Raw genomic sequence first — 21,137 nt, forward strand, 5'->3', positions numbered from 1 at the left:
GCTCACCCGTCCGGGGGGTCACCGACGGTCACCGCGGCGGCGAACCGGTCCTCAAACGTAGCTGAGCACACAAGAAGATCCGCGTCCCACCGGGCGGGCGGGACGCGGATCTCGTGGTCTTGCGGCGCTACTGCTCTTCGAAGCGCTGGCGGAAGCGCTCCTCCATCCGCTGGGTGAACGAGCTGCGGCGGCCTTGCTGCTTGCCGCCTCGTGAGCCCGGTCCACCGCCCTTGCCGTCCGATTCGGCGCCGTGCCGGATCGATGTGACGGCCAACATGACCCCGAAGAACATCACGAGGAACCCGAGCACGCTGATCAGCGGGATGTCGGCCACCCGGAACTGCGGCACCACCACGCCCAGCACCAGCAGGGCCACGCCCACTACGAACAGGGCGATGCCCTGAATACGCCGTCGGCGAGCGGGGCGACGCAACCGGGTGCCACGCACCGTGGATGCGAACTTGGGGTCCTCGGCATAGAGCTCGCGCTCGATCTGATCGAGCAGCCGCTGCTCATGCTCGGAGAGTGGCATCTTTCCTCCTCCGGCACAGCTGTCGCGGGCGCCGGGCCGCGCAACGTTCTGGACCCAACAGCCAACCCCAGGCGGGGTGGCACTGTCCAGGATACGAGGCCCGCGCCCGGACGACTACCCGATCCCGCATCCAGAAGGGATCGAATTGGGGTAAATCCGGGCCGAGGGGGCTGACGGACCGTCACGATCGCCGATCGTGACCGGTTCAGGGCTCCCGCGGCGCCAGGAGTGAGGCCGGCCGGATGGCCGCGGAGCCGAACTTCGAGCGGGCGACGTCGGCCGCGACCTCGGCGTCCCGCCACCGCGGCGCCGGTGAATCGAACACGAGCTGCTCGCCCGCTTCGCCGGTTTCGAGCCCTTCGACCCGGACGCCGATCAGCCGGACGGCGCCGGTCGGCGCGTGCTCCGTGAGCAACGCCACGGCGACGGCGTGGATCTCGCGGGCGACGTCGGTGGCCGAGACGAGCGTGCGGGCCCGGGTGATGGTCCGGAAGTCCGCGAACCGCACCTTGATCGAGACGGTCCGGCCGCGCACCTCCCGCCCGCGCAGCGTGGCGCCGACCCGCTCGGCCAGGCGCAGCAGCTCGAGGCCGACCTCGGCGCGGTCGTGCCGGTCGACGTCGAAGGTGTGCTCGGCGCCGATCGACTTGTCCGGCGACTCGGTGACGACCTCGCGTTCGTCGATGCCGCGGGCCAGCCGGTAGAGGTGCTCGCCGGCCGCGACGCCGAGCGACTTGCGCAGCCGGTCGGGCGGGAACGCGGCGACGTCGGCGATGGTGTCCAGGCCGAGCCGCCGCAGGTGCTCCTCGGTGCGGGCGCCGACGCCCCACAGCGCCGAGACGGGCAGCGGGTGCAGGAACGCGAGGGTCTCCGCGGCGGGCACGACGACCATGCCGTCCGGCTTCGCCATGCCCGAAGCCAGCTTCGCGACGAACTTGACCTTCGCGACGCCGACCGAGCAGGTGATGCCGTGTTCGGCCGCGACGCGGCCGCGGATCCGCGCGCCGAGCTGGGCCGGTGTCGCGCCGAGGCGGCGTAGCGCGCCGCTGACGTCCAGGAAGGCTTCGTCGAGGCTGAGCGGTTCGACCAGCGGGGTGAGGTCGCGGAAGATGCCCATCACGCCACGGGAGACCTCGCCGTAGAGGCCCGCGGTCGGCGGGATGTTGATCAGGTGCGGGCAGAGGCGTTTCGCGGTCGAGAACGGCATCGCCGAGCGCACGCCGAACTTGCGCGCCGGGTAGTTCGCGGCGGCCACGACGGCCCGCGGGCCACCCCCGGACACGACGACGGGCCTGCTGGCCAGCTCGGGCCGCGTCCGCAGCTCGACGGACACGAAGAAAGCATCCATGTCGACATGCAGCATTCCGCAGCCGGCGTCGTCCGGCAGCGGTTCCCCCGGCCGGACCCGGAACCGGCCCATGCCGCCGGGAAGTTCAGCGTTTCGCCCCACGAGGAGGACGCTACCGCCCACCCCCGACAGTTCCGGGCGGGCGAGGCGGGCACCACGGTGTGACCCGAGCGCGCCGTCCGAAACCCGCGCGCCAGGGCGTCAGGCCGGGTGGCGGGCCAGCGCGTGGAGGCGGCCCGCGATGTTCCGCAGTGCCGGGGACGAGGCCGCCGTCTGCTCGAACGCCGCCAGGTCCTCGTCGCGGACGCCGCCCGGGACCAGGTCCGCGATCACGCGGTCGCCCTGCAGCAGGGTCACCTCGAGGCCCGCCGCTTCCAGCTGGGCCTTGAGGCCGTCGCCGTCGAAGCGGCGCAGGACCGTGTCGCCCGGGGCGATGCCGTCGACGCTCGTCAGCAGCTGCTGCGCTGCCGCCACCCGGCCCGCCAGGGCCCGGTGCAGCACCGCCGCGTGGCGGTTGGCCACCAGCACCGACACCGCTCCGCCCGGGGCGACCGCCGCCGCGAGGGCGGCCAGCACCGCGGCCGGGTCGTCGACGATCTCCAGGAGGCCGTGCGCCAGCACGAGGTCGGCCGAGCCGGCCGGGATGTGGCGGCCCAGCGCGTCGGCGTCGTCGGCGATCACCGTGATCCGATCGGAGACGCCTTTCTCCTCGGCCCGGCGCTTCAGCGTCGCGAGCGCGTTGGGGCTCGGCTCCACGACGGTCACCTGGCAGCCGGCCGCCGCGAACGGCACCGCCCAGCCGCCACTGCCGCCGCCCACGTCGACGACGCCGGGGTGCTCGGCGCCCCGGGCGCGGGCGGCCTCGATCTCGGCCTCGAGCACCCGGCGAACGGCGCCCGAACCCCGGGCGGCCACGGTGTCCGTCTTCATGTCGCACAGAGTAGTGCCCGGTCCGGCTTTTCTCCCGGCTGGTCCCTTCGGGTGAACCGGAGTCACGACGCCTGGCCCGGTGGCCCCGCTGGCCACCACCCGTAGGCTGGTCGTCGTGCACACGGTCGCCGTACTCAGCCTCAAGGGGGGCGTCGGCAAGACGACGGTCGCCCTCGGTGTGGCCTCCGCCGCCCTGCGTAGGGGCACGCGGACCCTGGTGGTCGACCTGGACCCGCAGGGCAACGCCACGACCTCGCTCGACCCGCCCTACACCGACGCCACCCTCGCCGACGTGCTCGAGGACCCCACCCGCGCGACACTCGAGCGCGCGATCGCGCCGAGCGTGTGGAGTGAGGACGTCGACGTCCTCGTCGGCACCGAGGAGCTGGAGCTGCTCAACGACCCGGACGCCGACAGCGACCGGCTGGCGAACTTCTCCCGCGCGCTCGACGAGCTGCACCGCGAGCCGCTGCGCGAGACGCCGTACGAGCTGGTGATCCTCGACTGCCCGCCGTCGCTGGGCCGGCTGACGAAGTCGGCGCTGGTCGCCGCGGACAGCGCGCTGATCGTCACCGAGCCGACGATGTACGCCGTCGCCGGCGCCCGCCGGGCCCTGGAAGCCATCGAGAACATCCGCAAGGAGCTCAACCCGGACCTGCGCCCGATCGGTGTGCTGGTCAACAAGCTGCGCGTGCGCTCCTACGAGCACCAGTTCCGGATCGCCGAGCTGCGCGAGAACTTCGGCCCGCTGGTGATGCCGACGGCGATCACCGACCGGCTGGCCGTGCAGCAGGCCCAGGGCGCGTGCAGCCCGATCCACGAGTGGCACTCCCCCGGCGCGCAGGAGATCGCGCTGACGTTCAACATGGTGCTGGCGAAGATCCTGCGCTCCAACCGCGCCGGGCGCCACCGCGTCCACGGCGAGGAGCCCGAGGGTCCCGACTGGCCCGAAGGTCCGGCGCCGGAGACCGAGGCGGCCCCGGCCGAGGTGTCCGAATCCGCGGGGTGAGCCGTGCCCGAAGGTGACACCGTCTACCTCGTCGGGAAGCGCTTCGACCGCGCACTGGCCGGGAAGACGTTGCTGCGCGGCCAGTTCCGCGTGCCGCAACTGGCCACTGTGGACCTCGCCGGGCGGGACGTGCTCGGCGTCGGCACGGTCGGCAAGCACCTGTTCACGCGCTTCTCCGGCGACCTGACCCTGCACTCGCACCTGATGATGGACGGCATGTGGGACGTCTACGCGGCCGGCGCGAAGTGGCGCCGGCCCGGGCACCACGCCCGCGTGGTCCTGACCGCGGCCGACGTCCAGGTGATCGGGTTCCGCGTCCACGACCTCAAGCTCGTGCCCGCGGCGAAGGAACGCGACCTCGTCGCCCACCTCGGCCCGGACCTGCTCGATCCACAGTGGACGGACGAGCACGCGGCCCGGGCGACGGCCGCGCTGGCCGCCGAGCCGGCCCGCGAGCTGGGGCTGGCGCTGCTCGACCAGCGCGTGATGGCGGGCGTCGGAAACCTGTACAAGTGCGAGATGTGCTTCCTGCTCGGCGTGACGCCGTGGACGCCGGTGTCCGAAGTGGACGCCGCGCGGACGGTCGCGCTCGGCCGGAAGCTGCTGCTGGCCAACGCCGTCTCCGGGCGGTTCGACCAGAGCACCACCGGCCACCTCGACCGCAACCGGAAGAACTGGGTCTACGAGCGCACCCGCCAGGGCTGCTTCCGGTGCGGCGGCCCCACCCTGGTGCGCACGCAGGGCCACGACGTCCGGCAGCGGCCGACGTGGTTCTGCCCGAAGTGCCAGTCCGGCCCCGCTCCCGCGCGCTGAGCCGACCCCGTGACGTCGTTCAAGCCCCCGCTCCACGGGACCGGCAGCGAACGCGGCGACCTCGCTCCCTGAGCCGTCCACGCGCTGGGCACCAAGGCCGGCGCGGAGACCCTCGTGTTCGCGCTCCGCGACGCGTCCTTCCTCGGTGACGTGCGGAAAGCTCTCCTGAAAAGTGAGATCCGGCAAATGACGTTGCCGGGTCGCGGGAACTTCGTTTAGCGTGGCGGTACACGAGAGAGGAGGTGGTCCTAAGTTGTATTCCAACAGGACTCGTGAGGTGACTGTCCGCTAGCGGATGGCACGAGATGGGACTTTGAGCAGCGATACAACGGAGCCACCTTCGGCTCATCGCCTGCTTCCCGTGTTTGCCTGATAGCGAATACCAGGCAGTCACCGGGCCCCCAGGGTTCCCGGGCACCGGTCCGGCCCGGGCTCGAGCGTTTGACGGCGTTCGAGAGACCCCCTGGGGGTACCCCCAATACCGCTCATTTGCGCAGGTCATCCCGCCGATCGGCGGTCGATGACCGCCCGGCGATCCGACCTCCGTCTTCGCCGATCCGGTTTCGCCGTTCTGTCCCCCGAACGGGTCAACCGTCGCTAGCCTGGAACCATGCTCAGGCCCGACTACCCGATCACCACGGAACGCCTGCTCCTGCGCCCGTTCACGCCCGACGACCTCGACGCGCTGAACTCCTTCCAGTCCCGCTCCGACGTCGCCCGCTACCTGTACTGGGGCCCGCGCAGCCGCGCCGAATCGGCCGCCGCGCTCGCGAAACGGGTGCACAGCTCGACGTTGACGAACGAGGGGCAGTTCCTGGCCGTCGCGGTCGAGCTGGCCGAGACCGGGCAGCTGATCGGCGACCTGAACCTCGAGTGGCTCAGCAGCGAGCACCGCCAGGGCGAGATCGGGTTCGTCTTCCACCCCGACCACCACGGCAAGGGCCTGGCCGCCGAAGCCGCCACCGAGCTGCTGCGCCTGGGCTTCGAAGACCTGGGGCTGCACCGGATCATCGGCCGCTGCGACGGTCGCAACACCGCCTCCGCCGCGCTCATGCAGCGCCTCGGCATGCGCGAGGAAGCGCGGCTGCGGGAGAACGAGATCGTCAAGGGCGAGTGGACCGACGAGCTCGTCTTCGCGATGCTCGAGAACGAGTGGAAGGACCGCGAGTAGTGGGCTCGTTCACGTCGAGGTGACGCTCCGGTCGCGCGCTCCGGGCGATTTGGCAGCATGAGGGCGTGTTCTTCGACAAGATCGTCCGCCCGGCGCTGTACCGGCTGTCCTACCACGACCCCGAGCTGGTGCACGAGCGCACGATCGGCGTCCTCTCCCGCCTCGGCAAGGCCGCCTCCGTGCTGAGCCGCGTCAGCCGCGTCGACGACCCGGTGACGGTGCTGGGCCTGCGCTTCCCGAACCGCGTCGGCCTCGCCGCCGGGATGGACAAGAACGGCCGCGCGCTGCCCGCGTGGGCCGGGCTCGGCTTCGGTTTCGTCGAGGTCGGCACCGTGACGCGGCTGGCGCAGCCGGGCAACCCGAAGCCGCGGCTGTTCACCCTCCCCCAGACCAACGCGGTCATCAACCGCATGGGCTTCAACAACGACGGCGCCGAGGCGCTCGCGGCAAAGCTCGCCCGAGAGGGCAAACCGGGCGTGCCACTCGGGATCAGCATCGGGAAGTCCAAGGTCACGCCGCTCGAGGACGCCGTCGAGGACTACCGGTTCTCGCTGCGTGCGCTGCACCCGTACGCCGACTACTTCGCGATCAACGTCAGCTCGCCGAACACGCCGGGGCTGCGTCAGCTGCAGGACCGCGCGGCGCTGGCCGAGCTGCTCGGCGAGCTGCGGTCGACGTCCGTGGAGCTGGCCGGTGGCGCCGCGCCGACGCCGGTGCTGGTGAAGGTCGCCCCGGACCTGACCGACGACGCGCTGGCCGAGCTGCTCGAGGTCAGCCTCGAGCACGGCGTCGCCGGGATCATCGCCACCAACACGACCTTGTCCCGCGACGGCATCGCGGCCGCGGAGAGCGGCCTGGCCGGACAGGCGGGAGGGCTGTCCGGCCGGCCGCTGACCACCCGCGCGGCCGAGGTCGTGCGCTTCGTGCACGACCACACCGGCGGGAGCCTGCCGATCATCGGCGTCGGCGGCATCCTCGGCCCGGACGACGCCGTCCGGCTGGTGGACGCCGGCGCGTCACTCGTGCAGCTCTACACCGGGTTCGCGCTGCACGGGCCGGGTCTGGTGCGCCGCGTCAGCCGTGGCCTCGCGGCCCGACGGTAGACGTGAAGCGCACGTAGCCGCGCCAGGACTCGTAGCGTTCCAGGCCCGGTGCCGCCGTCGTCGCGTCCTTTTCGCACCGGACGGCCAGGACCTTGGACCCGTCCTCCAGCTCGACGCGGGCCAGCACGAACGGCTCCGGCAGCGTGGCGGCGAACCGGCCCAGTGCGGCCGGGGACAGCCGCCAGCGCTCGCCGTCCAGGCCACGGCCGTCGACGTCTTCGAGCACGCCCGGCTGCGGCGGTTCGGTGGCCAGCAGCACCATCCGGTACCGCTCGGCGGTCCGGACCGGGCCGGTGAACCGGGCGCCGAGCTCGGTGAGCCGGGAGTTGAGCGGCTGGCCGCGCAGGTGCGCGCCGAACACGACGAGGTCCTCGCCGGGCTCCGGGTAGTGCGTCATCGGCTCGTCCGTGCAGACGGTGGCGAGGTCGAGGGCGATCTGGTCCTCGAACGCGCGCGTCACGAAGGTGACGCCGAACGGGCGGCGGTCGCCCGGCAGCACCGGGACGGTGACCGCGGCCAGGTCGAGCACGTTCACGAACGAGCTGTAGGTGGCCAGGCGGTGGCTCACGCCGATCGGGTCGGCCAGTGCTTCGGCGAGGTCCGGGTGGTCCGGCACGGTCGGCACGAGGAGCGCGTCGAACCCGTCGAGCGCCCGCGCGGCCCGGACTTTCAGCTCGGCGAGCCGGTGTTTGTCGGCGGCGAACGCGTGCGCGGTGTGGCCGCCGGCCGCGTGGATCAGGGTGGCGACCGTCGGGTCGGAGTCGGCCGGGTCCTTGCCGAGGAACTCCCCGATCACGGCGTAGCTCTCGGCGTCGAGCGAGCCGGTGTAGACCAGTTCGCCGGCTTCGCGGAAGGCGTCGAAGGCGATCGGTTCGACGATCGCGCCCGTCACGGCCAGCCGCGTCACGGTGTCCTCGAACGCGAGCCGGGCCGCGGCGCTCAGCGGGGCCAGGCCGGCCTTGTCCGGGATCGCGATCCGCGGGTGGTCGCCGGCGCCGAGGCGGACGTCGGCGGGCCAAGGGCGCGTGCCGGGATCGACGCCGTCCGGGCCGGTCATCAGGGCGAGCGCGTGGCGGCCGGCGGCCAGGCCGGTCGCGAACACCGAGACGCTGTCGTAGGAGCGCGACGTCGGCAGGACGCCGGTCATCGGGAGCAGACCGAGCGTCGGCTTCAGCCCGACGACGGCGTTCAGCGCGGCCGGGATCCGGCCGGAGCCCGCGGTGTCGGTGCCCAGCGCCAGGTCGACGATGCCGAGCGCGACGGCGACGGCCGAGCCGCAGCTGGAGCCGCCGGCGACCTTCGTCCGGTCCCACGCCGCGGTCACCGCGCCGTACGGACTGCGGGTACCGGTGAGGCCGTAGCCGAACTGGTCCAGGTTGGTCTTGCCGAGCACGACCGCGCCGGCCGCGGTGAGCCGGGCGACGACGGTGGCGGAGGTCTCCGGGACCCGGGCGAACGACGGGCACCCCGCGGTGGTGGGCTGCCCGGCGACGTCGATCACGTCCTTGACGGCGACGACGGTGCCCGCCAAGGGCAGGACTTCACCCGCCTTCACCCGTTCGTCGACCGCCTTCGCGTCGACGAGGACGTCCTCGATGGCGCGCAGGGTGGTCCAAAGCTCGGGGCGATCGACCTCGGAGACGCGCTCGAAGGCCGCGATGACGCGCTGGGTCGCGCTGGGTGGGGTGGTCGGGACGGGGTCCGGTTCCGGCGGGAGCGTGTTCACGGGGCGTCCTTCCCTCGGCGGAAAGCGAGAAAGTCCACTGTGTACGGTCGGCGCCGGCGAACCTCAGAGCACGGCGGGCCTTCCGTCGGGTGCCACCACTGCTTGCATGACAGAAACGTTAGGTCGTGCACGTTTCCGTCGCTACCGGTTTCCGATTACGCGCGTGTTTCGGGACCAAGGGGTGAACAGGCGGCGACGCCGGGGTGAAACGCACGATCACGCACGCCGCGTGACCGGACGGGTCCGGAGCCGGACGACGGCACCCGGATGGCAGAGCGGGGCACCTGAACGGCTCAGCGCGAGCCGTTTTCGCGTGATCGGCGCGCCGGCACGTGTGACGGGAGGGTCAACACGCGTGAGTGGACAGTCGACTCGCGTGTGTGGACGGTCGACACGCGACCTGGAGGGTCGACTCGCGCACCCAGACAGTCGGCTCGCGTACCTGGAAGGTCGGCTCGCGTGCTGCAACCCGAGTCTCGCGTGACTAGAGACGGGACTCGCGTGATTGGGGCCGGAACTCGCGAGTCACGGGCCTGATCACGCGAGTTCCGGGCTGGATCACGCGAGTTACGGGTTCCAGCACGCTGGTTACGGGGCTGGTCACGTGGGTTGCGCGGCGGATCACGTGGGGTGCGGGTGGTGTCCCGTCAGGAGAGTTCGCGGAGGGCCATGGCCAGGCCGGCCAGGCGGTCCGTGGCGTCGGTGAGGGCCTGTTTGGACGTGATCAGGCCGTCGCCCGCGGCGGCGACGGTGTGGCCGGCCGCGGCGACCAGGCCGCCGTAGCCTTCGAGGCCGTCGTCGAGCTGCTCGCGGAGCTTGGCGACCGCCGCGTCGAGCGCCGCGCGCTCGCGGGCGGGGGCGGCGTTGCGGCCGCGTTCGATCGCCTGGATGCGAGCCGCCAGGCCGCGCAGGGCGGCCGCGGCTTGGTCGGCCGTCTGGCGGGCGTCCGCGACGGACACTTCGGACACCGGCATCGTGCCCACCGAGGACGGCACCGACAGCTGGCGCAGCAGCTCGAACAGCGACGCCTCGCCCTCGGCCAGCCGTTCCATCGGCTCGCGCGCCACCGACCCGGCGGGCGGCAGCGGGGGCGGGCCGGCCGGGGTGGCCGGCAGCTGGACGCGGTTGAGGCCGCGGAGCTTGAGCCCGGACCGGACGCCGAAGGTGCCGAACACGACGGCACCGGCGAAGGCCATGATCGCCTGCGGCATCATCGCGGCGCCGGTGGCGCTGATCCAGCCCACGCCCGCGGCCACGGCGAGGACGCCGCACAGGATCGTCAGCAGGATCCACAGCGTGAGCGCGCGTGACGTCCGGCGCTTGCGGCGTTCCAGCTTCGCGGCGGGGTCGTTCCACCGGTTCCACTTGGTCCGGGCCTCGGCGAAGGCCGGGACCTGGTTCGCCACGGACGCCAACGACGACAGGTCCGGCATCCGCGACCCGGACGTCCGCGGCCGCTGCAGCGGGTTCGGCCGCTGGTAGGACGGCCGGGCGGTCCCGGGCTTCCCGCCGGCCTGATCGGCCGGCGGGAAGTACCTCTGGACCTTCTGGAGCTTCTCCTGGGCGCGCTGGGCGTATTCGGGCAGCTTCTCGATGTGCTTGTCGAGCTTGGCGCCGAACTCGCTGAAGTCCCGGCCTCTGCCTTGCTGTCCCATGCCCGCCCCCTGTTCGGCTCCGGCTCCGGCGTCAAGCCGGGTTCTTGCCCTGCTCCGCCTGCACGCGCGCCTGGATCTCACGCTGGATGTCGGCCGAGCTGGCGGCCGGCTTCTGGGCCGCCGCCGCGCCGCCGTCGGTCACCTGGGCGACCGAGTCGCCGCGCATCGACGCGCGGATCTGCTCGAGCCGCGACTGCCCGGCGAACTGCGTGGTGGAGGCCTGGACCTCCATCATGCGGCCCTGGACCGAGTTCTGAGCGAGTTCCGCTTGACCCAGCGCCGTGGTGTAGCGCTTCTCGATCTTGTCGCGGACCTCTTCCAGCGACGGCGTGTTGCCCGGCGCGGCCAGCTGGCTCATCTGGTTCAGCGAAGCGGAGACCTGCTCCTGCATCTTCGCCTGCTCCAGCTGCGAGAGCAGCTTGGTGCGCTCGGCCAGCTTCTGCTGCAGCATCTGCGAGTTGCGCTCCACGGCCTTCTTGGCCTGGGCCGCCGCCTGCAGCGACTGGTCGTGCAGCGTCTTGAGGTCCTCGATGTTCTGCTCGGCCGTGACGAGCTGCGTCGCGAAGCTCTCCGCGGCGGTCTCGAACTCGGTCGCCTTCTGCTCGTCACCCTTGCCCCGGGCCTCGTCCGCGAGGACGAGGGCCTGGCGGGTCGAGGCCTGCAGCTTCTCGACGTCGCTGAGCTGCCGGTTGAGCTTCATCTCCAGCTGACGCTGGTTGCCGATCACGGAGGCGGCCTGCTGCGTCAGCGCCTGGTGGTTGCGCTGCGCCTCCTCGATGGCCTGCTGGATCTGTACCTTCGGGTCGGCGTGCTCGTCGATCTTCGACGAGAACGCCGCCATCATGTACTTCCAGAACTTCACGAACGGGTTGGCCATCTCCTCCGCCTGCCTTCTTGCGTCCCACGGGCCTTGAGTACTCGGGGTGGTGGGGCGTCGCTCCCCTGCACATGCAACGCACCGACCCCGGCGTTGGGTTCCATCGTGTCAGGTCGGCCACGTCCATTCCAGGCGACCCCGGGGGATTTCAGGGTTCACCCCCTGATCACCCCGGTATCCCACGGGTATCCCACGCGAACGGCCCCGGGCGCGTTGCCCGGGGCCGTCGTCGTGTCCGATTCGTGACTATGCGGCGATCGTGGAGGCCAGCTTCGGCTGCCCGATCGTCGTGCGCAGGGTGGTGTTCATCCGCGGCGCCGGCGAAACCCGCAGGTCCGCGAGGTCGTTGCCGATCAGCTCGGACATCAGGCGGCCGCCTTCGATCCCGGCCGCCGAGGCCTTCGCACCGCGGTCGGGCACCTTCTCCCGGGGCGCGCCGTCCACGATCCGCTCGTCGACCGGCGCGACCTCGACGTTGTCGAGGGCCGAAACGTCCGCTGCCACGTGGTGCAGCAGTTCGCCGAGCGGAAGGTCCAGGGCCTGGCAGATGGACGCGAGCAGCTCGCTCGACGCCTCCTTCTGGCCGCGTTCCACCTCGGAGAGGTAGCCGAGGCTGACCCTGGCGGCGCGGGAGATGTCGCGCAGCGTACGACGCTGGTTGGTGCGGGCATGACGGAGCCGATCACCGATCGCCTCACGCAACAGCACGGTCATCACGCGCCTCCCTTCCGTACAAGTACCCCCTACGTTACCCAGAGCGGCGCCCCGGGCGCAGGATTTGGGTGCCCGTACGCCAAGGGCGAACGCCCGATTCACGCCAGATGTTCCCCGAGCAGGGCAAACGCGGCGCGGACCGACGCGGTCCTGATCAAGTCCCGGTCGCCGCTCAAGGTCAGGGTACGGACTGTGACAAACGAGGCTCCGCCTCGGTCCGGGGGCTCCGCCACCCGAGCCCCCGAAAGAGCCGGTGGCCCGGCGAGCCCGATGTGCACGGTGCCCGGCGCGACGCCGTCCTGGGCGGCCGGGCCGGCCACGCCGGTGAGCCCGAGCCCCCAGGTGGCGCCGCAGCGCTCGCGGGCGCCCTCGGCCAGCTGGGCCGCGACCTCGGGGTACACCGCGCCGTGCTCGGCGAGCAGGTCGGCGTCCACCCCGGCCAGCCGCGTCTTCAGTTCGGTGGCGTAGACGACCAGGCCGCCGCGCAGGACCGCGCTCGCCCCCGGCACCCGGGCCAGGGTGGCGCAGACCAGCCCGGCGGTCAGCGACTCGGCGGCCGCGACCGTCTCGCCCCGGGCCCGCAGCGCCGCGACCAGGGCCTCCTCGTCCACGCTCAGTTCCCGGTGACCCGGCGTCCGGCCGCGCGCAGGCGCACCGCCCGGACCAGGTAGTCGACGCCGGTGACCACGGTCAGCACCAGCGCCAGGCCCATCAGCGCCCAGCGCACCGGATCGGCGCCGGCCGGCAGCGGCAGCAGGTACGCCGTGATCGCGGCGATCTGGGCCATCGTCTTGGCCTTGCCGCCGCGGCTGGCCGGGATCACGCCGTGGCGGATCACCCAGAAGCGCAGCAGCGTGACGCCGATCTCGCGGACGGCGATCACGATCGTGACCCACCAGCCGAGCATCCCGAGGATGCTCAGCCCGACCAGGGCAGCGCCGGTGAGCGCCTTGTCCGCGATCGGGTCGGCGATCTTGCCGAAGTCGGTGATCAGGCCGTACTTGCGGGCCACCCAGCCGTCGAGCTGGTCGGTCGCGGAGGCGACGGCGAAAAGCCCGGTCGCGATCGCGCGCCAGGTGGTGTCGACGCCGTCGCCGGTGAACAGCGCCGCGATGAACAGCGGCACCAGCACCAGCCGCGAGAGCGTCAGGAGGTTCGCGAGGTTCAGGGTCGGGACCGGGGTCGCCTCCGGGACCTGCGCCGTCGTCTCCGCGGCCGGCGGGACCAGGCCCTCGTCCGCGGCGTCGCTCGGGAGCGCACTCACCGGTCGGCGTCCGGTGCCGCGCGCACGATCAGGTCGACACCCGCCGAGTCGACGACCTCACAGCGGAGGAAATCACCCACTTGGGTCTTCTCCGGGGCGTCGAGGATGACGCACTCGCCGTCGACCTCGGGGGCCTGGTGCGCGGCGCGGCCGGTCAGCTCGCCGTCGTCGTCCAGCTCGACCAGGACGTCGACGAAGGTGCCGATCCGGTCCTCCGCGCGCTGCGAGGTCAGCTCCTCGACCAGCGCCGAGATCCGCGTGACGCGCTCGGTGACCACCTGGGGGTCGAGCTTGCCCTCGAAGCCCTCGGCCTCGGTGCCGTCCTCGTCGGAGTAGCCGAAGACGCCGACCGCGTCGAGCCGGGCGCCGGTGAGGAAGCGCTCCAGCTCGGCCAGGTCGTCCTCGGTCTCGCCGGGGAACCCGACGATCACGTTGGTGCGGATGCCGGCCTCGGGCGCGTACTCGCGGATCTGCTCGGTCAGCGCGAGGAAGGAGTCGGTCGAGCCGAACCGGCGCATCCGGCGCAGCACCTGCTCGCTGGAGTGCTGGAACGACAGGTCGAAGTACTCGGCGACACCCGGCGTGGTCGCGATGGCCTTCACCAGCTGCGGGCGCGTCTCGGCCGGCTGCAGGTAGGAGACGCGGACGCGCTCGATGCCGTCGATCTCCGCCAGCCGCGGCAGCAGCCGCTCCAGCGCGGTGGCGCCGTCACGGCCGAAGTCCTTGCCGTAGGACGTCGAGTTCTCGCTGACCAGGAACAGTTCCTTGACGCCGTGTTCGGCCAGCCACATGGCCTCGGCAACGATCTCGTCCGGCTGGCGGGACACGAAGGAGCCGCGGAACGACGGGATGGCGCAGAAGGAGCAGCGCCGGTCGCAGCCGGAGGCGATCTTCAGCGCGGCCACCGGGGAGTCGTCGAGGCGCGTGCGCAGCACCCGCGGGCCCCAGCCGTGCCGCGCGTGGCCCGGGACCTCGACGTTCTCGGCCGCGGCGGGGCGCTGGACCGGGCTGATCGGCAGCAGCTTGCGGCGGTCGCCCGGCGTGTGCGAGGCGACCTTGCGGCCGGCGACGACGTCGTCCAGGCGGTCGGAAAGGTCGGCGTAGTGGTCGAAGCCGAGGACGGCGTCCGCCTCGGGCAGGCTGTCGGCCAGCTCGTGGCCGTAGCGCTCGGCCATGCAGCCGACGGCGACGACCTTCTTGCCCGTGTCCGAGGCCGCCAGCAGCGTGTCGACGGAGTCCTTCTTGGCCGACTCGACGAAGCCGCAGGTGTTGACCACCACGACGTCGGAGTCCTCGGGATCGGCCGCCAGCTCCCAGCCGCCGGCCGCCAGCCGGCCCGCCAGCTCCTCCGAGTCGACCTCGTTGCGGGCGCAGCCCAGGGTCAGCAGGGAGACGCGTCGGGTGGCGGCAGGTTCCGTGGTGGGAGAAGGCACGACGTTCAGGGTAGCCGCCGGTCCTCGCCGGTCCGACGACGGCGTAGCCCGGTCGTGTCATCCCGCCTCCAGGGCCGTGTGGTTGAGTTGACGCTCGTGCCGTCCGACTCGCCCCGCCCGACCGTCCGCCGTGCCCGGATCGCCGACATCCGCAAGATCAAGGCCCTGGTCGACGCGGACGCGGGCCGCGTGCTGCTGGAGAAGGACCTGGTCACCCTCTACGAGGCCGTCCAGGAGTTCTGGATCGCCGAAGCGGCGGGCGAAGTCCTCGGTGCGGCCGCGCTCCACGTCCTCTGGGAGGACATCGCCGAGCTGCGCACCGTGGTGGTCGACAAGGCCGCCCGCGGCCAGGGTGTCGGGCGGCTGCTGGTCGCCCGGCTCGTCGACGAGGCCCGTGAGCTCGGTCTCCGGCGGCTGTTCGTGCTGACCTTCGAGACCGGCTTCTTCGCCGGCCACGGTTTCGTGGAGATCGACGGCACCCCGGTGTCGCACGAGGTCTACGAGGAGATGCGGCGCTCGCACGACACCGGCGTCGCCGAATTCCTCGACCTGCCGTATGTCAAGCCCAACACCCTGGGCAATTCACGCATGTTGCTCCAGCTCTGAGGGAAATTCACCGAACATCCTCCTTTCGGGCGGTGACGGCGGGACAAAGCGCACTCGAAGCTGGTCGGGCAAATCGTCCACTTGATCAGCAAGGGAAAGCACACGATGCGCACGACACTCCGGAACCTGGGGGCCACCATGACGGTGGCCGTGACTGTCGGCTTGGGGGCCCTGCTGGGCACCGGCACCGCCGCGGCCGTCGACATCCCGACGGTCACCGACCAGTACCTCTTCCACACCTCGCTGTCCGGCTTCGAGTCCACCCGGGCGCAGAAGCCCTACAACGGCCAGCTCGACTGGTCGTCCGACGGCTGCTCGTGGTCGCCGGACACCCCGTTCGGCTTCCAGTTCCTGCCGGGCTGCCACCGGCACGACTTCGGGTACCGCAACTACAAGAAGCAGGGCCGGTTCACCTCGGCGAACCGCCTGAAGATCGACGACAACCTCTACAGCGACCTGAAGAGCGTCTGCGGGTCGAACGTGGTGTGCAAGGGCGCGGCCTGGACGTACTACCAGGCCGTCCGCAAGTTCGGCGGCTGAGCCGGTGGTCTGACCGCCTTCCTGGCCCGGACTGTCGCAGTCCGGGCCAGGATGGGGGCATGGAGATCGATCACCTGCTCAGCACCACCCGCGCCGTCCGCCGCAAGCTCGACCTCGATCGCCCGGTCGAGGCGGCGGTCCTCGAGGAGTGCCTGAACCTCGCGCTGCAGGCACCGACCCCGGGCAACGCCCAGGCGTGGCGCTGGCTCGTGGTGCGCGACCAGCGGGTGAAGGACCGTCTCGGCGGGCTGTTCCGGGAGGTCGGCTCGGCCTACCTGGCGGACCGCGAGGCGGGCGACGCCGCGACCCGGCGGGCGCTGGCGTCCGGGCAGCACCTGATCGACGTCATCGAGCGGGTGCCGGTGTTCGTCATCCCGTGCCTCAAGGGCCGCCCGAGCGGCGAGAACGCGACGGACGCGGCCTTCTACGGCGGCATCTTCCCGGCGGTCTGGAACTTCCAGCTGGCCCTGCGCTCCCGCGGCCTCGGCTCGACGCTCACGACCTACCACCTGTCCCGCGAGGCGGCGGCCGCCGAGATCCTCGGCGTCCCGGCCGGCTTCACCCAGGTCGGCCTGCTGCCGGTGGCGTACACGACGGTCCCGGACTTCAAACCGGCCGCGCGCGTCCCGCTGGCCGAGGTCGCCTACCTGGACCACTGGGGCGCGCCGCTCAGCTGATCCGGACCGTCGCCTCACCGGCGTCCTGGCTCACCGACACCAGCTCGACGCGGCTCGCGGCGAAGCTCGTCGCCTGCGGGCCCGTGCGCGGGCCGGTGTGCAGCTCGGCCGTGGTGCTCTCGCCGCGGCCGGGCTCGCTCAGCAGGAAGGCCACCGAGGCCTCGCCCTGCCAGAAGCACTGCATGCCGGGGCGGCACCGGGAGTCCGAGACCAGGCGGGTGTACCGCACGGTCAGGTCACGCCCCTGCACGTCGGCCTCCTGGCCGAGCCGCAGGGTGACGTCCTGGCCGAGCGCGGTCCCGACGGTCGAGGGAGCCGACGCCGCCGGCGTGGACGCGGGTACGGCCTGCCCGGAGGCGACCGAGCTCCCGGCGCTCACCGCGACGACGGCGAAAGCGAACAGTCCGGCTGCGAATCGCTGTGTGTCCACGTGCTCAGGACGGAACAGGCCCGGCCGCGGGTTGCATCACTCGTCGTCCGGGTCGGCCGGGACCGGGTCGCCGCCGCGGATCATGAACAGGACCGACTCCAGCTCCTCCGGCTTGATCAGCACGTCGCGGGCCTTCGAGCCCTCCGACGGGCCGACCACGCCGCGGCTCTCCAGCAGGTCCATCAGCCGGCCGGCCTTGGCGAACCCGACCCGCAGCTTGCGCTGCAGCATCGACGTCGAGCCGAACTGCGAGGTGACGATCAGCTCGGTCGCCTGGATCAGCACGTCGAGGTCGTCGCCGATGTCGGCGTCGATCTCCTTCTTCTCGCCGGCCTTCTGCGCGGTGACGCCGTCCTGGTAGTCCGGCTGCGCCTGCTCCTTGGCGTAGTTGACGACCGCGGAGATCTCTTCGTCCCCGACGAACGCGCCCTGGATGCGGACCGGCTTGCCGGCGCCCATCGGCAGGTAGAGCGCGTCGCCCATGCCGATCAGCTTCTCCGCGCCCGGCTGGTCGAGGATGACCCGCGAGTCCGTCAGCGACGACGTCGCGAACGCGAGCCGCGACGGCACGTTGGTCTTGATCAGGCCGGTGACGACGTCGACCGACGGCCGCTGCGTGGCCAGGACCAGGTGGATCCCGGCGGCACGCGCCTTCTGCGTGATCCGGACGATGGCGTCCTCGACGTCACGCGGGGCGGTCATCATCAGGTCGGCGAGCTCGTCGACGATCGCCATGATGTACGGGTACGGCCGGTACTCGCGCTCGGACCCTGGCGGCGCCGTGATCTCGCCGGACTTCACCTTCTTGTTGTAGTCGTCGATGTGGCGGACCTTGTTGACCTGCATGTCCTGGTAGCGCTGCTCCATCTCCTCCACCAGCCAGGCCAGCGCGGCGGCGGCCTTCTTCGGCTGGGTGATGATGGGCGTGATCAGGTGCGGGATGCCCTCGTACGGCGTCAGCTCGACCATCTTCGGGTCGATCAGGATCATCCGGCACTCGTCGGGCGTCGCCCGCGCGAGCAGCGAGACGAGCATCGAGTTGACGAAGCTCGACTTACCGGAACCGGTGGAGCCGGCGACCAGCAGGTGGGGCATCTTCGTGAGGTTCGCGGTGACGAAGTGGCCCTCGATATCCTTGCCGAGGCCGATCACCATCGGGTGGTTGTCCTTGACGGTGGTCGGCGCGCGCAGGACGTCACCCAGGCGGACCATCTCGCGGTCGGAGTTCGGCACCTCGATGCCGACCGCGGACTTGCCGGGGATCGGCGCCAGCAGCCGGACGTTGTCGGTGGCCACGGCGTAGGCGATGTTCTTGGTCAGCGCGGTGATCTTCTCGACCTTTACGCCCGGGCCGAGCTCGACCTCGTACCGGGTGACCGTCGGGCCGCGGGTGAAGCCGGTGACCTGCGCGTCGATGCTGAACTGCTCCAGGACGCCGGTGATCGCCTCGATCATGGCGTCGTTGGCCTTGCTGCGGGACTTCGGCGCGTCGCCGAGCTTCAGCAGATCCGGCGGCGGCAGCTTGTAGTCGCCCTCCACCGTCCGGGTGACCGCCATCGCGGGCTCGGGGGCCTTCTTCGGCTTCTTTTCGGGCACCTCCGCCGCCGGCGGTTTGGGCAGCGCCTTCGGCGGCTTGATCGGCGTCGGCATCTCGGCGAGGGCGGCCTCGATGTCGAGCTGCTCGGGGTTCGCGTCGGCGGCCTGACGGCGGCGGGACGGCTTGCGCAGCCGCGCGGCCTTCGGATCGGCCTCGGTGACGTCGTCTTCGTCGGTCGCGAAGATGGAGCCCTCGTCGCCCTCGGCGAGGTCTTCTTCGTCGAGGCCCCAGTTGCGCAGGCGGTGCGGGATCTCGCGCACGGGCGTGCCGGTGAACACGAGGATGCCGAAGACGAGGGCGAGGATCAGCAGCGGCACGGCGACCCAGGTGGTGACGCCCATGGTCAGCAGCCCGCCGGAGAAGGCGCCGACGATACCGCCGGCGTACATCCGGCCGTCGTTGGTGCCCGGGAGCGCGGTGAAGATGTGCAGCATCCCGAGCACGGACAGCACGACCATGATGGTCCCGACGACCATCCGCGGCCGCGTCTCCGGATGCGGTTCGGACCGCATCAGGGCGACGGCGATGACCACGAGCACCAGCGGCAGTGTCACGGCCCCGGCCCCCAGCACGGTCCGGGTCGCGATCTCCACACCCGCACCGATCGGCCCGGCGGCCCGCCACCAGACCCCGACGGCGGCGATGATGGCGAGCGCGATCAGCCCGAGCGCGAGCCCGTCACGGCGGTGCTCGGCCTCGAGTTCCCGGGTGCGCCCGACGGTGCGGGCCAGCGTCCCGATGCCCCGGGCCAGCAGGTTCCAGGTCCCCCGGACACCCTTGCCGAAGACACCGGGAGTCTTCCGCCGAGGAGCCGGCTTGCGAGCGGCCGGCTTCCGGGAGGTCCGGGTGCTCCGGGTGGCGCCGGAACTCGGCTTCGCCGGAGTACGGGGCTTGCGCGCCGCTGCTCCCTTCGCGCCGCTTCCCGTACTTCGCTTCCTCGTCGCCGACCCAGCCATGCTCCAACGGTAACCGCCGACGCCGTTTCGTCACATGCGCCACTCTCAGCGCATCGTGAACTTCTGCCTCACGGTCGGGCGCGGTGGGGCCATTCGGGTGAGTGGGATGGGTCGGTGGCGGTGTTGTCGGGCCGGTGGGGCGGGGTTTCCGGGTTCGGTGCGCGCGAGCGGCCCTTTCGTGGCGGGTTTCCGGGGTTGAGCGGCGCGAACGGCCCTTTCGTGCCCCACATCCGCCGGGCTGCGGCGCTGCGAACGGCCCTTTCGCACCCTTGACCAGGGGTGCGAAGCGCGCGAACGGGCCGGTCGCGACGACACCCGCGCTTAACCGTCACGAACGGACCGTTCGTGACCAGTTGGGCGCGAACGGTCCGCTCGCAACACGCGCCCCGCGTCACGAATGGACCGTTGGTGACGCAGGTCAGGGCCTCGGCGGTGCGAACGGACCGCTCGTGCCGCACTTCAGTAGGCCGAGGCAGCACGAAAGGGCCATTCGCGCCGCTCGCCTCCGGCCTCAACCGGTGTGAAAGGGCCGTTCGTGCCGCACGCACCTCCCCGACCTGCGCGAACGGACCATTCGCGCATCCACCTGGCCGACTGAGTCGCGAAAGGGCCGTTCGCGCCGCACAACCCGCGAGCGCAACCGCACGAACGGCCCGTTCGCGCCCGAACCGTCGCCAACGGACCCTTCGCCCCCACCCGACCGGCCGACCCGACCCGACCGGCCGGCCGGTCGGTCGGTCGGTCGGTCGGTCGATCGGTCGGTCGATCGGTCGGTCGGTCGGTCGATCGGTCGGTCGGTCGGTCGATCGGTCGGTCGGTCGGTCGATCCCGGTCAAGAACGTCACCGACGGCCCGTTCGTGACGCAGCCGAGCAGCCATCCGGGTGAAATCCGGCGTCTGCCATGCTCTGCGCATGTTCGCGCTGCGCACCGACGACTCGTCCCGCCGTGCCCCGGCCATCTGGCGGACCATGCTGAACATCGACCGCGGGCTGGTGAACCTCGTCGGGCGGCTGACCGTGTCCGGCCAGGTTCCGGCGCAGCTTCGGGGGCGGCCGTTGCTGATGGCCGCCAACCACATCGGTGTATTCGATGCCTTCGTCCTGATGGCCGCGTGCAAGCGGATCGGGATCAACCCGCGCTTCATGCTGGCCGGCGGCATCCTGGACGCGCCCGTCATCGGGCCGGCGCTGCGGGTCAGCGGGCACCTGCGCGTGGACCGCAAGCACGCCGGCACCGCCGTCGGGCAGTTCGCCGAGGCCGTCGAGGCGATGAAGACCACCCGTGAGCCGATCATCGTCTACCCCGAAGGGCGGATCAGCCACGACCCGGGCCTGTGGCCGGAGCGCGGCAAGACCGGCGCCGCCCGCCTGGCGCTGGCCGCGGGTGTCCCGGTGATCCCGATCAGCCAGTGGGGCGCGCACGAGGCCGTCTACTGGGGCACCGAGACCGTCAACGGCCCGGCCGACCTGCTCCCGCTGGCCCGCTCCGGGCTCAGCGCGCCGCTGCGCCGGCCGAAGTTCCGGGTGCACTTCGGCGACCCCGTCGACCTGGCGGACGTCGAGCCGGAACGCCCCGGCGCCGGCGTGCGGGCGCACGCGAAGATCATGCAGGCGATCACCGACGGCCTGATCCCGCTGCGCACCGGCGAGCTCGACCGGCCGCGCTTCCACGACCCGACGCGGCCGACCGACACCGTCAGCCCGTGGAAGCCCCGGTAACCCCGTAGCCGCAGTCCGGATTCTGGGACACGTGAC

20 protein-coding genes are annotated in these 21,137 nt (G+C 71.8%); 8 read left to right on the top strand and 12 right to left on the bottom strand.

Annotated elements, in window-relative coordinates:
• Nucleotides 1–127: 127 nt before the first annotated feature.
• From OG439_RS23400 to OG439_RS23410, 3 genes are all read right to left on the bottom strand, one after another.
• A complete protein-coding gene (locus tag OG439_RS23400; RefSeq protein WP_326943027.1) occupies nucleotides 128–532 on the bottom strand; it encodes a DUF3040 domain-containing protein in 405 nt (134 codons plus the stop codon).
• Between the two features lie 205 nt (nucleotides 533–737).
• On the bottom strand, nucleotides 738–1,952 hold the full coding sequence (dinB, locus tag OG439_RS23405; RefSeq protein ID WP_326951602.1) for a DNA polymerase IV: 1,215 nt from the start codon (nucleotides 1,950–1,952) through the stop codon (nucleotides 738–740).
• 129 nt (nucleotides 1,953–2,081) lie between these two features.
• Nucleotides 2,082–2,810 carry a class I SAM-dependent methyltransferase gene (locus tag OG439_RS23410; protein ID WP_326943028.1) on the bottom strand — a complete coding sequence of 243 codons (729 nt, stop codon included), beginning with the start codon at nucleotides 2,808–2,810 and terminating at the stop codon, nucleotides 2,082–2,084.
• 115 nt (nucleotides 2,811–2,925) lie between these two features.
• Between OG439_RS23410 and OG439_RS23415 the strand changes: the two genes are divergently transcribed.
• The 4 genes from OG439_RS23415 to OG439_RS23430 all read left to right on the top strand — a co-directional run bounded on the left by OG439_RS23415 (nucleotide 2,926) and on the right by OG439_RS23430 (nucleotide 6,906).
• Nucleotides 2,926–3,819 (top strand): ParA family protein, encoded by an 894-nt coding sequence (locus tag OG439_RS23415; protein ID WP_326943029.1) that lies wholly within the window; start codon nucleotides 2,926–2,928, stop codon nucleotides 3,817–3,819.
• Nucleotides 3,820–3,822: 3 nt separating this feature from the next.
• Complete coding sequence (locus OG439_RS23420) at nucleotides 3,823–4,632, top strand: DNA-formamidopyrimidine glycosylase family protein (RefSeq protein ID WP_326943030.1); 810 nt, start codon at nucleotides 3,823–3,825, stop codon at nucleotides 4,630–4,632.
• 610 nt (nucleotides 4,633–5,242) lie between these two features.
• Nucleotides 5,243–5,803, top strand: coding sequence for a GNAT family N-acetyltransferase (locus OG439_RS23425; protein WP_326943031.1), 561 nt, complete (start codon nucleotides 5,243–5,245; stop codon nucleotides 5,801–5,803).
• Between the two features lie 65 nt (nucleotides 5,804–5,868).
• On the top strand, nucleotides 5,869–6,906 hold the full coding sequence (locus OG439_RS23430; protein WP_326943032.1) for a quinone-dependent dihydroorotate dehydrogenase: 1,038 nt from the start codon (nucleotides 5,869–5,871) through the stop codon (nucleotides 6,904–6,906).
• On the opposite strand, the gene atzF is transcribed toward OG439_RS23430, so the two are convergent.
• From atzF to rimO, 7 genes are all read right to left on the bottom strand, one after another.
• On the bottom strand, nucleotides 6,878–8,632 hold the full coding sequence (gene atzF / locus OG439_RS23435; protein WP_326943033.1) for an allophanate hydrolase: 1,755 nt from the start codon (nucleotides 8,630–8,632) through the stop codon (nucleotides 6,878–6,880). The genes OG439_RS23430 and atzF overlap by 29 nt on opposite strands.
• A 647-nt stretch (nucleotides 8,633–9,279) precedes the next feature.
• Nucleotides 9,280–10,287 carry a phage shock envelope stress response protein PspM gene (gene pspM, locus OG439_RS23440; protein WP_326943034.1) on the bottom strand — a complete coding sequence of 336 codons (1,008 nt, stop codon included), beginning with the start codon at nucleotides 10,285–10,287 and terminating at the stop codon, nucleotides 9,280–9,282.
• Nucleotides 10,288–10,318: 31 nt separating this feature from the next.
• Nucleotides 10,319–11,164, bottom strand: a complete 846-nt coding sequence (locus OG439_RS23445) for a PspA/IM30 family protein (RefSeq protein ID WP_326943035.1) — start codon at nucleotides 11,162–11,164, stop codon at nucleotides 10,319–10,321.
• 246 nt (nucleotides 11,165–11,410) lie between these two features.
• Nucleotides 11,411–11,878, bottom strand: coding sequence for a helix-turn-helix domain-containing protein (locus OG439_RS23450; protein ID WP_247054625.1), 468 nt, complete (start codon nucleotides 11,876–11,878; stop codon nucleotides 11,411–11,413).
• 98 nt (nucleotides 11,879–11,976) lie between these two features.
• Nucleotides 11,977–12,489 (bottom strand): CinA family protein, encoded by a 513-nt coding sequence (locus OG439_RS23455; protein WP_326943036.1) that lies wholly within the window; start codon nucleotides 12,487–12,489, stop codon nucleotides 11,977–11,979.
• A gap of 2 nt (nucleotides 12,490–12,491) precedes the next feature.
• Nucleotides 12,492–13,142, bottom strand: coding sequence for a CDP-diacylglycerol--glycerol-3-phosphate 3-phosphatidyltransferase (gene pgsA / locus OG439_RS23460; RefSeq protein WP_326943037.1), 651 nt, complete (start codon nucleotides 13,140–13,142; stop codon nucleotides 12,492–12,494).
• Nucleotides 13,139–14,575: a 30S ribosomal protein S12 methylthiotransferase RimO gene (gene rimO / locus OG439_RS23465; RefSeq protein ID WP_326943038.1), complete on the bottom strand. Its 1,437-nt coding sequence runs from the start codon at nucleotides 14,573–14,575 to the stop codon at nucleotides 13,139–13,141. The genes pgsA and rimO overlap by 4 nt, the downstream gene beginning before the upstream one ends.
• A gap of 87 nt (nucleotides 14,576–14,662) precedes the next feature.
• Between rimO and OG439_RS23470 the strand changes: the two genes are divergently transcribed.
• The 3 genes from OG439_RS23470 to OG439_RS23480 all read left to right on the top strand — a co-directional run bounded on the left by OG439_RS23470 (nucleotide 14,663) and on the right by OG439_RS23480 (nucleotide 16,398).
• Nucleotides 14,663–15,181, top strand: coding sequence for an amino-acid N-acetyltransferase (locus OG439_RS23470; RefSeq protein WP_371827714.1), 519 nt, complete (start codon nucleotides 14,663–14,665; stop codon nucleotides 15,179–15,181).
• Between the two features lie 105 nt (nucleotides 15,182–15,286).
• Complete coding sequence (locus tag OG439_RS23475) at nucleotides 15,287–15,721, top strand: phospholipase (protein WP_326943039.1); 435 nt, start codon at nucleotides 15,287–15,289, stop codon at nucleotides 15,719–15,721.
• Nucleotides 15,722–15,780: 59 nt separating this feature from the next.
• Nucleotides 15,781–16,398, top strand: a complete 618-nt coding sequence (locus tag OG439_RS23480) for a nitroreductase family protein (RefSeq protein ID WP_326943040.1) — start codon at nucleotides 15,781–15,783, stop codon at nucleotides 16,396–16,398.
• Here OG439_RS23480 and OG439_RS23485 read toward each other — a convergent pair.
• A complete protein-coding gene (locus OG439_RS23485; RefSeq protein ID WP_326943041.1) occupies nucleotides 16,391–16,828 on the bottom strand; it encodes a hypothetical protein in 438 nt (145 codons plus the stop codon). The genes OG439_RS23480 and OG439_RS23485 overlap by 8 nt on opposite strands.
• Before the next feature lie 36 nt (nucleotides 16,829–16,864).
• Complete coding sequence (locus OG439_RS23490; RefSeq protein WP_326943042.1) at nucleotides 16,865–19,381, bottom strand: FtsK/SpoIIIE family DNA translocase; 2,517 nt, start codon at nucleotides 19,379–19,381, stop codon at nucleotides 16,865–16,867.
• 913 nt (nucleotides 19,382–20,294) lie between these two features.
• On the opposite strand from OG439_RS23490, the gene OG439_RS23495 reads away from it, so the two are divergent.
• Nucleotides 20,295–21,101, top strand: a complete 807-nt coding sequence (locus OG439_RS23495; protein ID WP_326943043.1) for a lysophospholipid acyltransferase family protein — start codon at nucleotides 20,295–20,297, stop codon at nucleotides 21,099–21,101.
• The last annotated feature ends 36 nt before the right edge of the window (nucleotides 21,102–21,137 follow it).

It is taken from the genome of Amycolatopsis sp. NBC_01307 (assembly GCF_035975215.1).
GTDB lineage: Bacteria > Actinomycetota > Actinomycetes > Mycobacteriales > Pseudonocardiaceae > Amycolatopsis.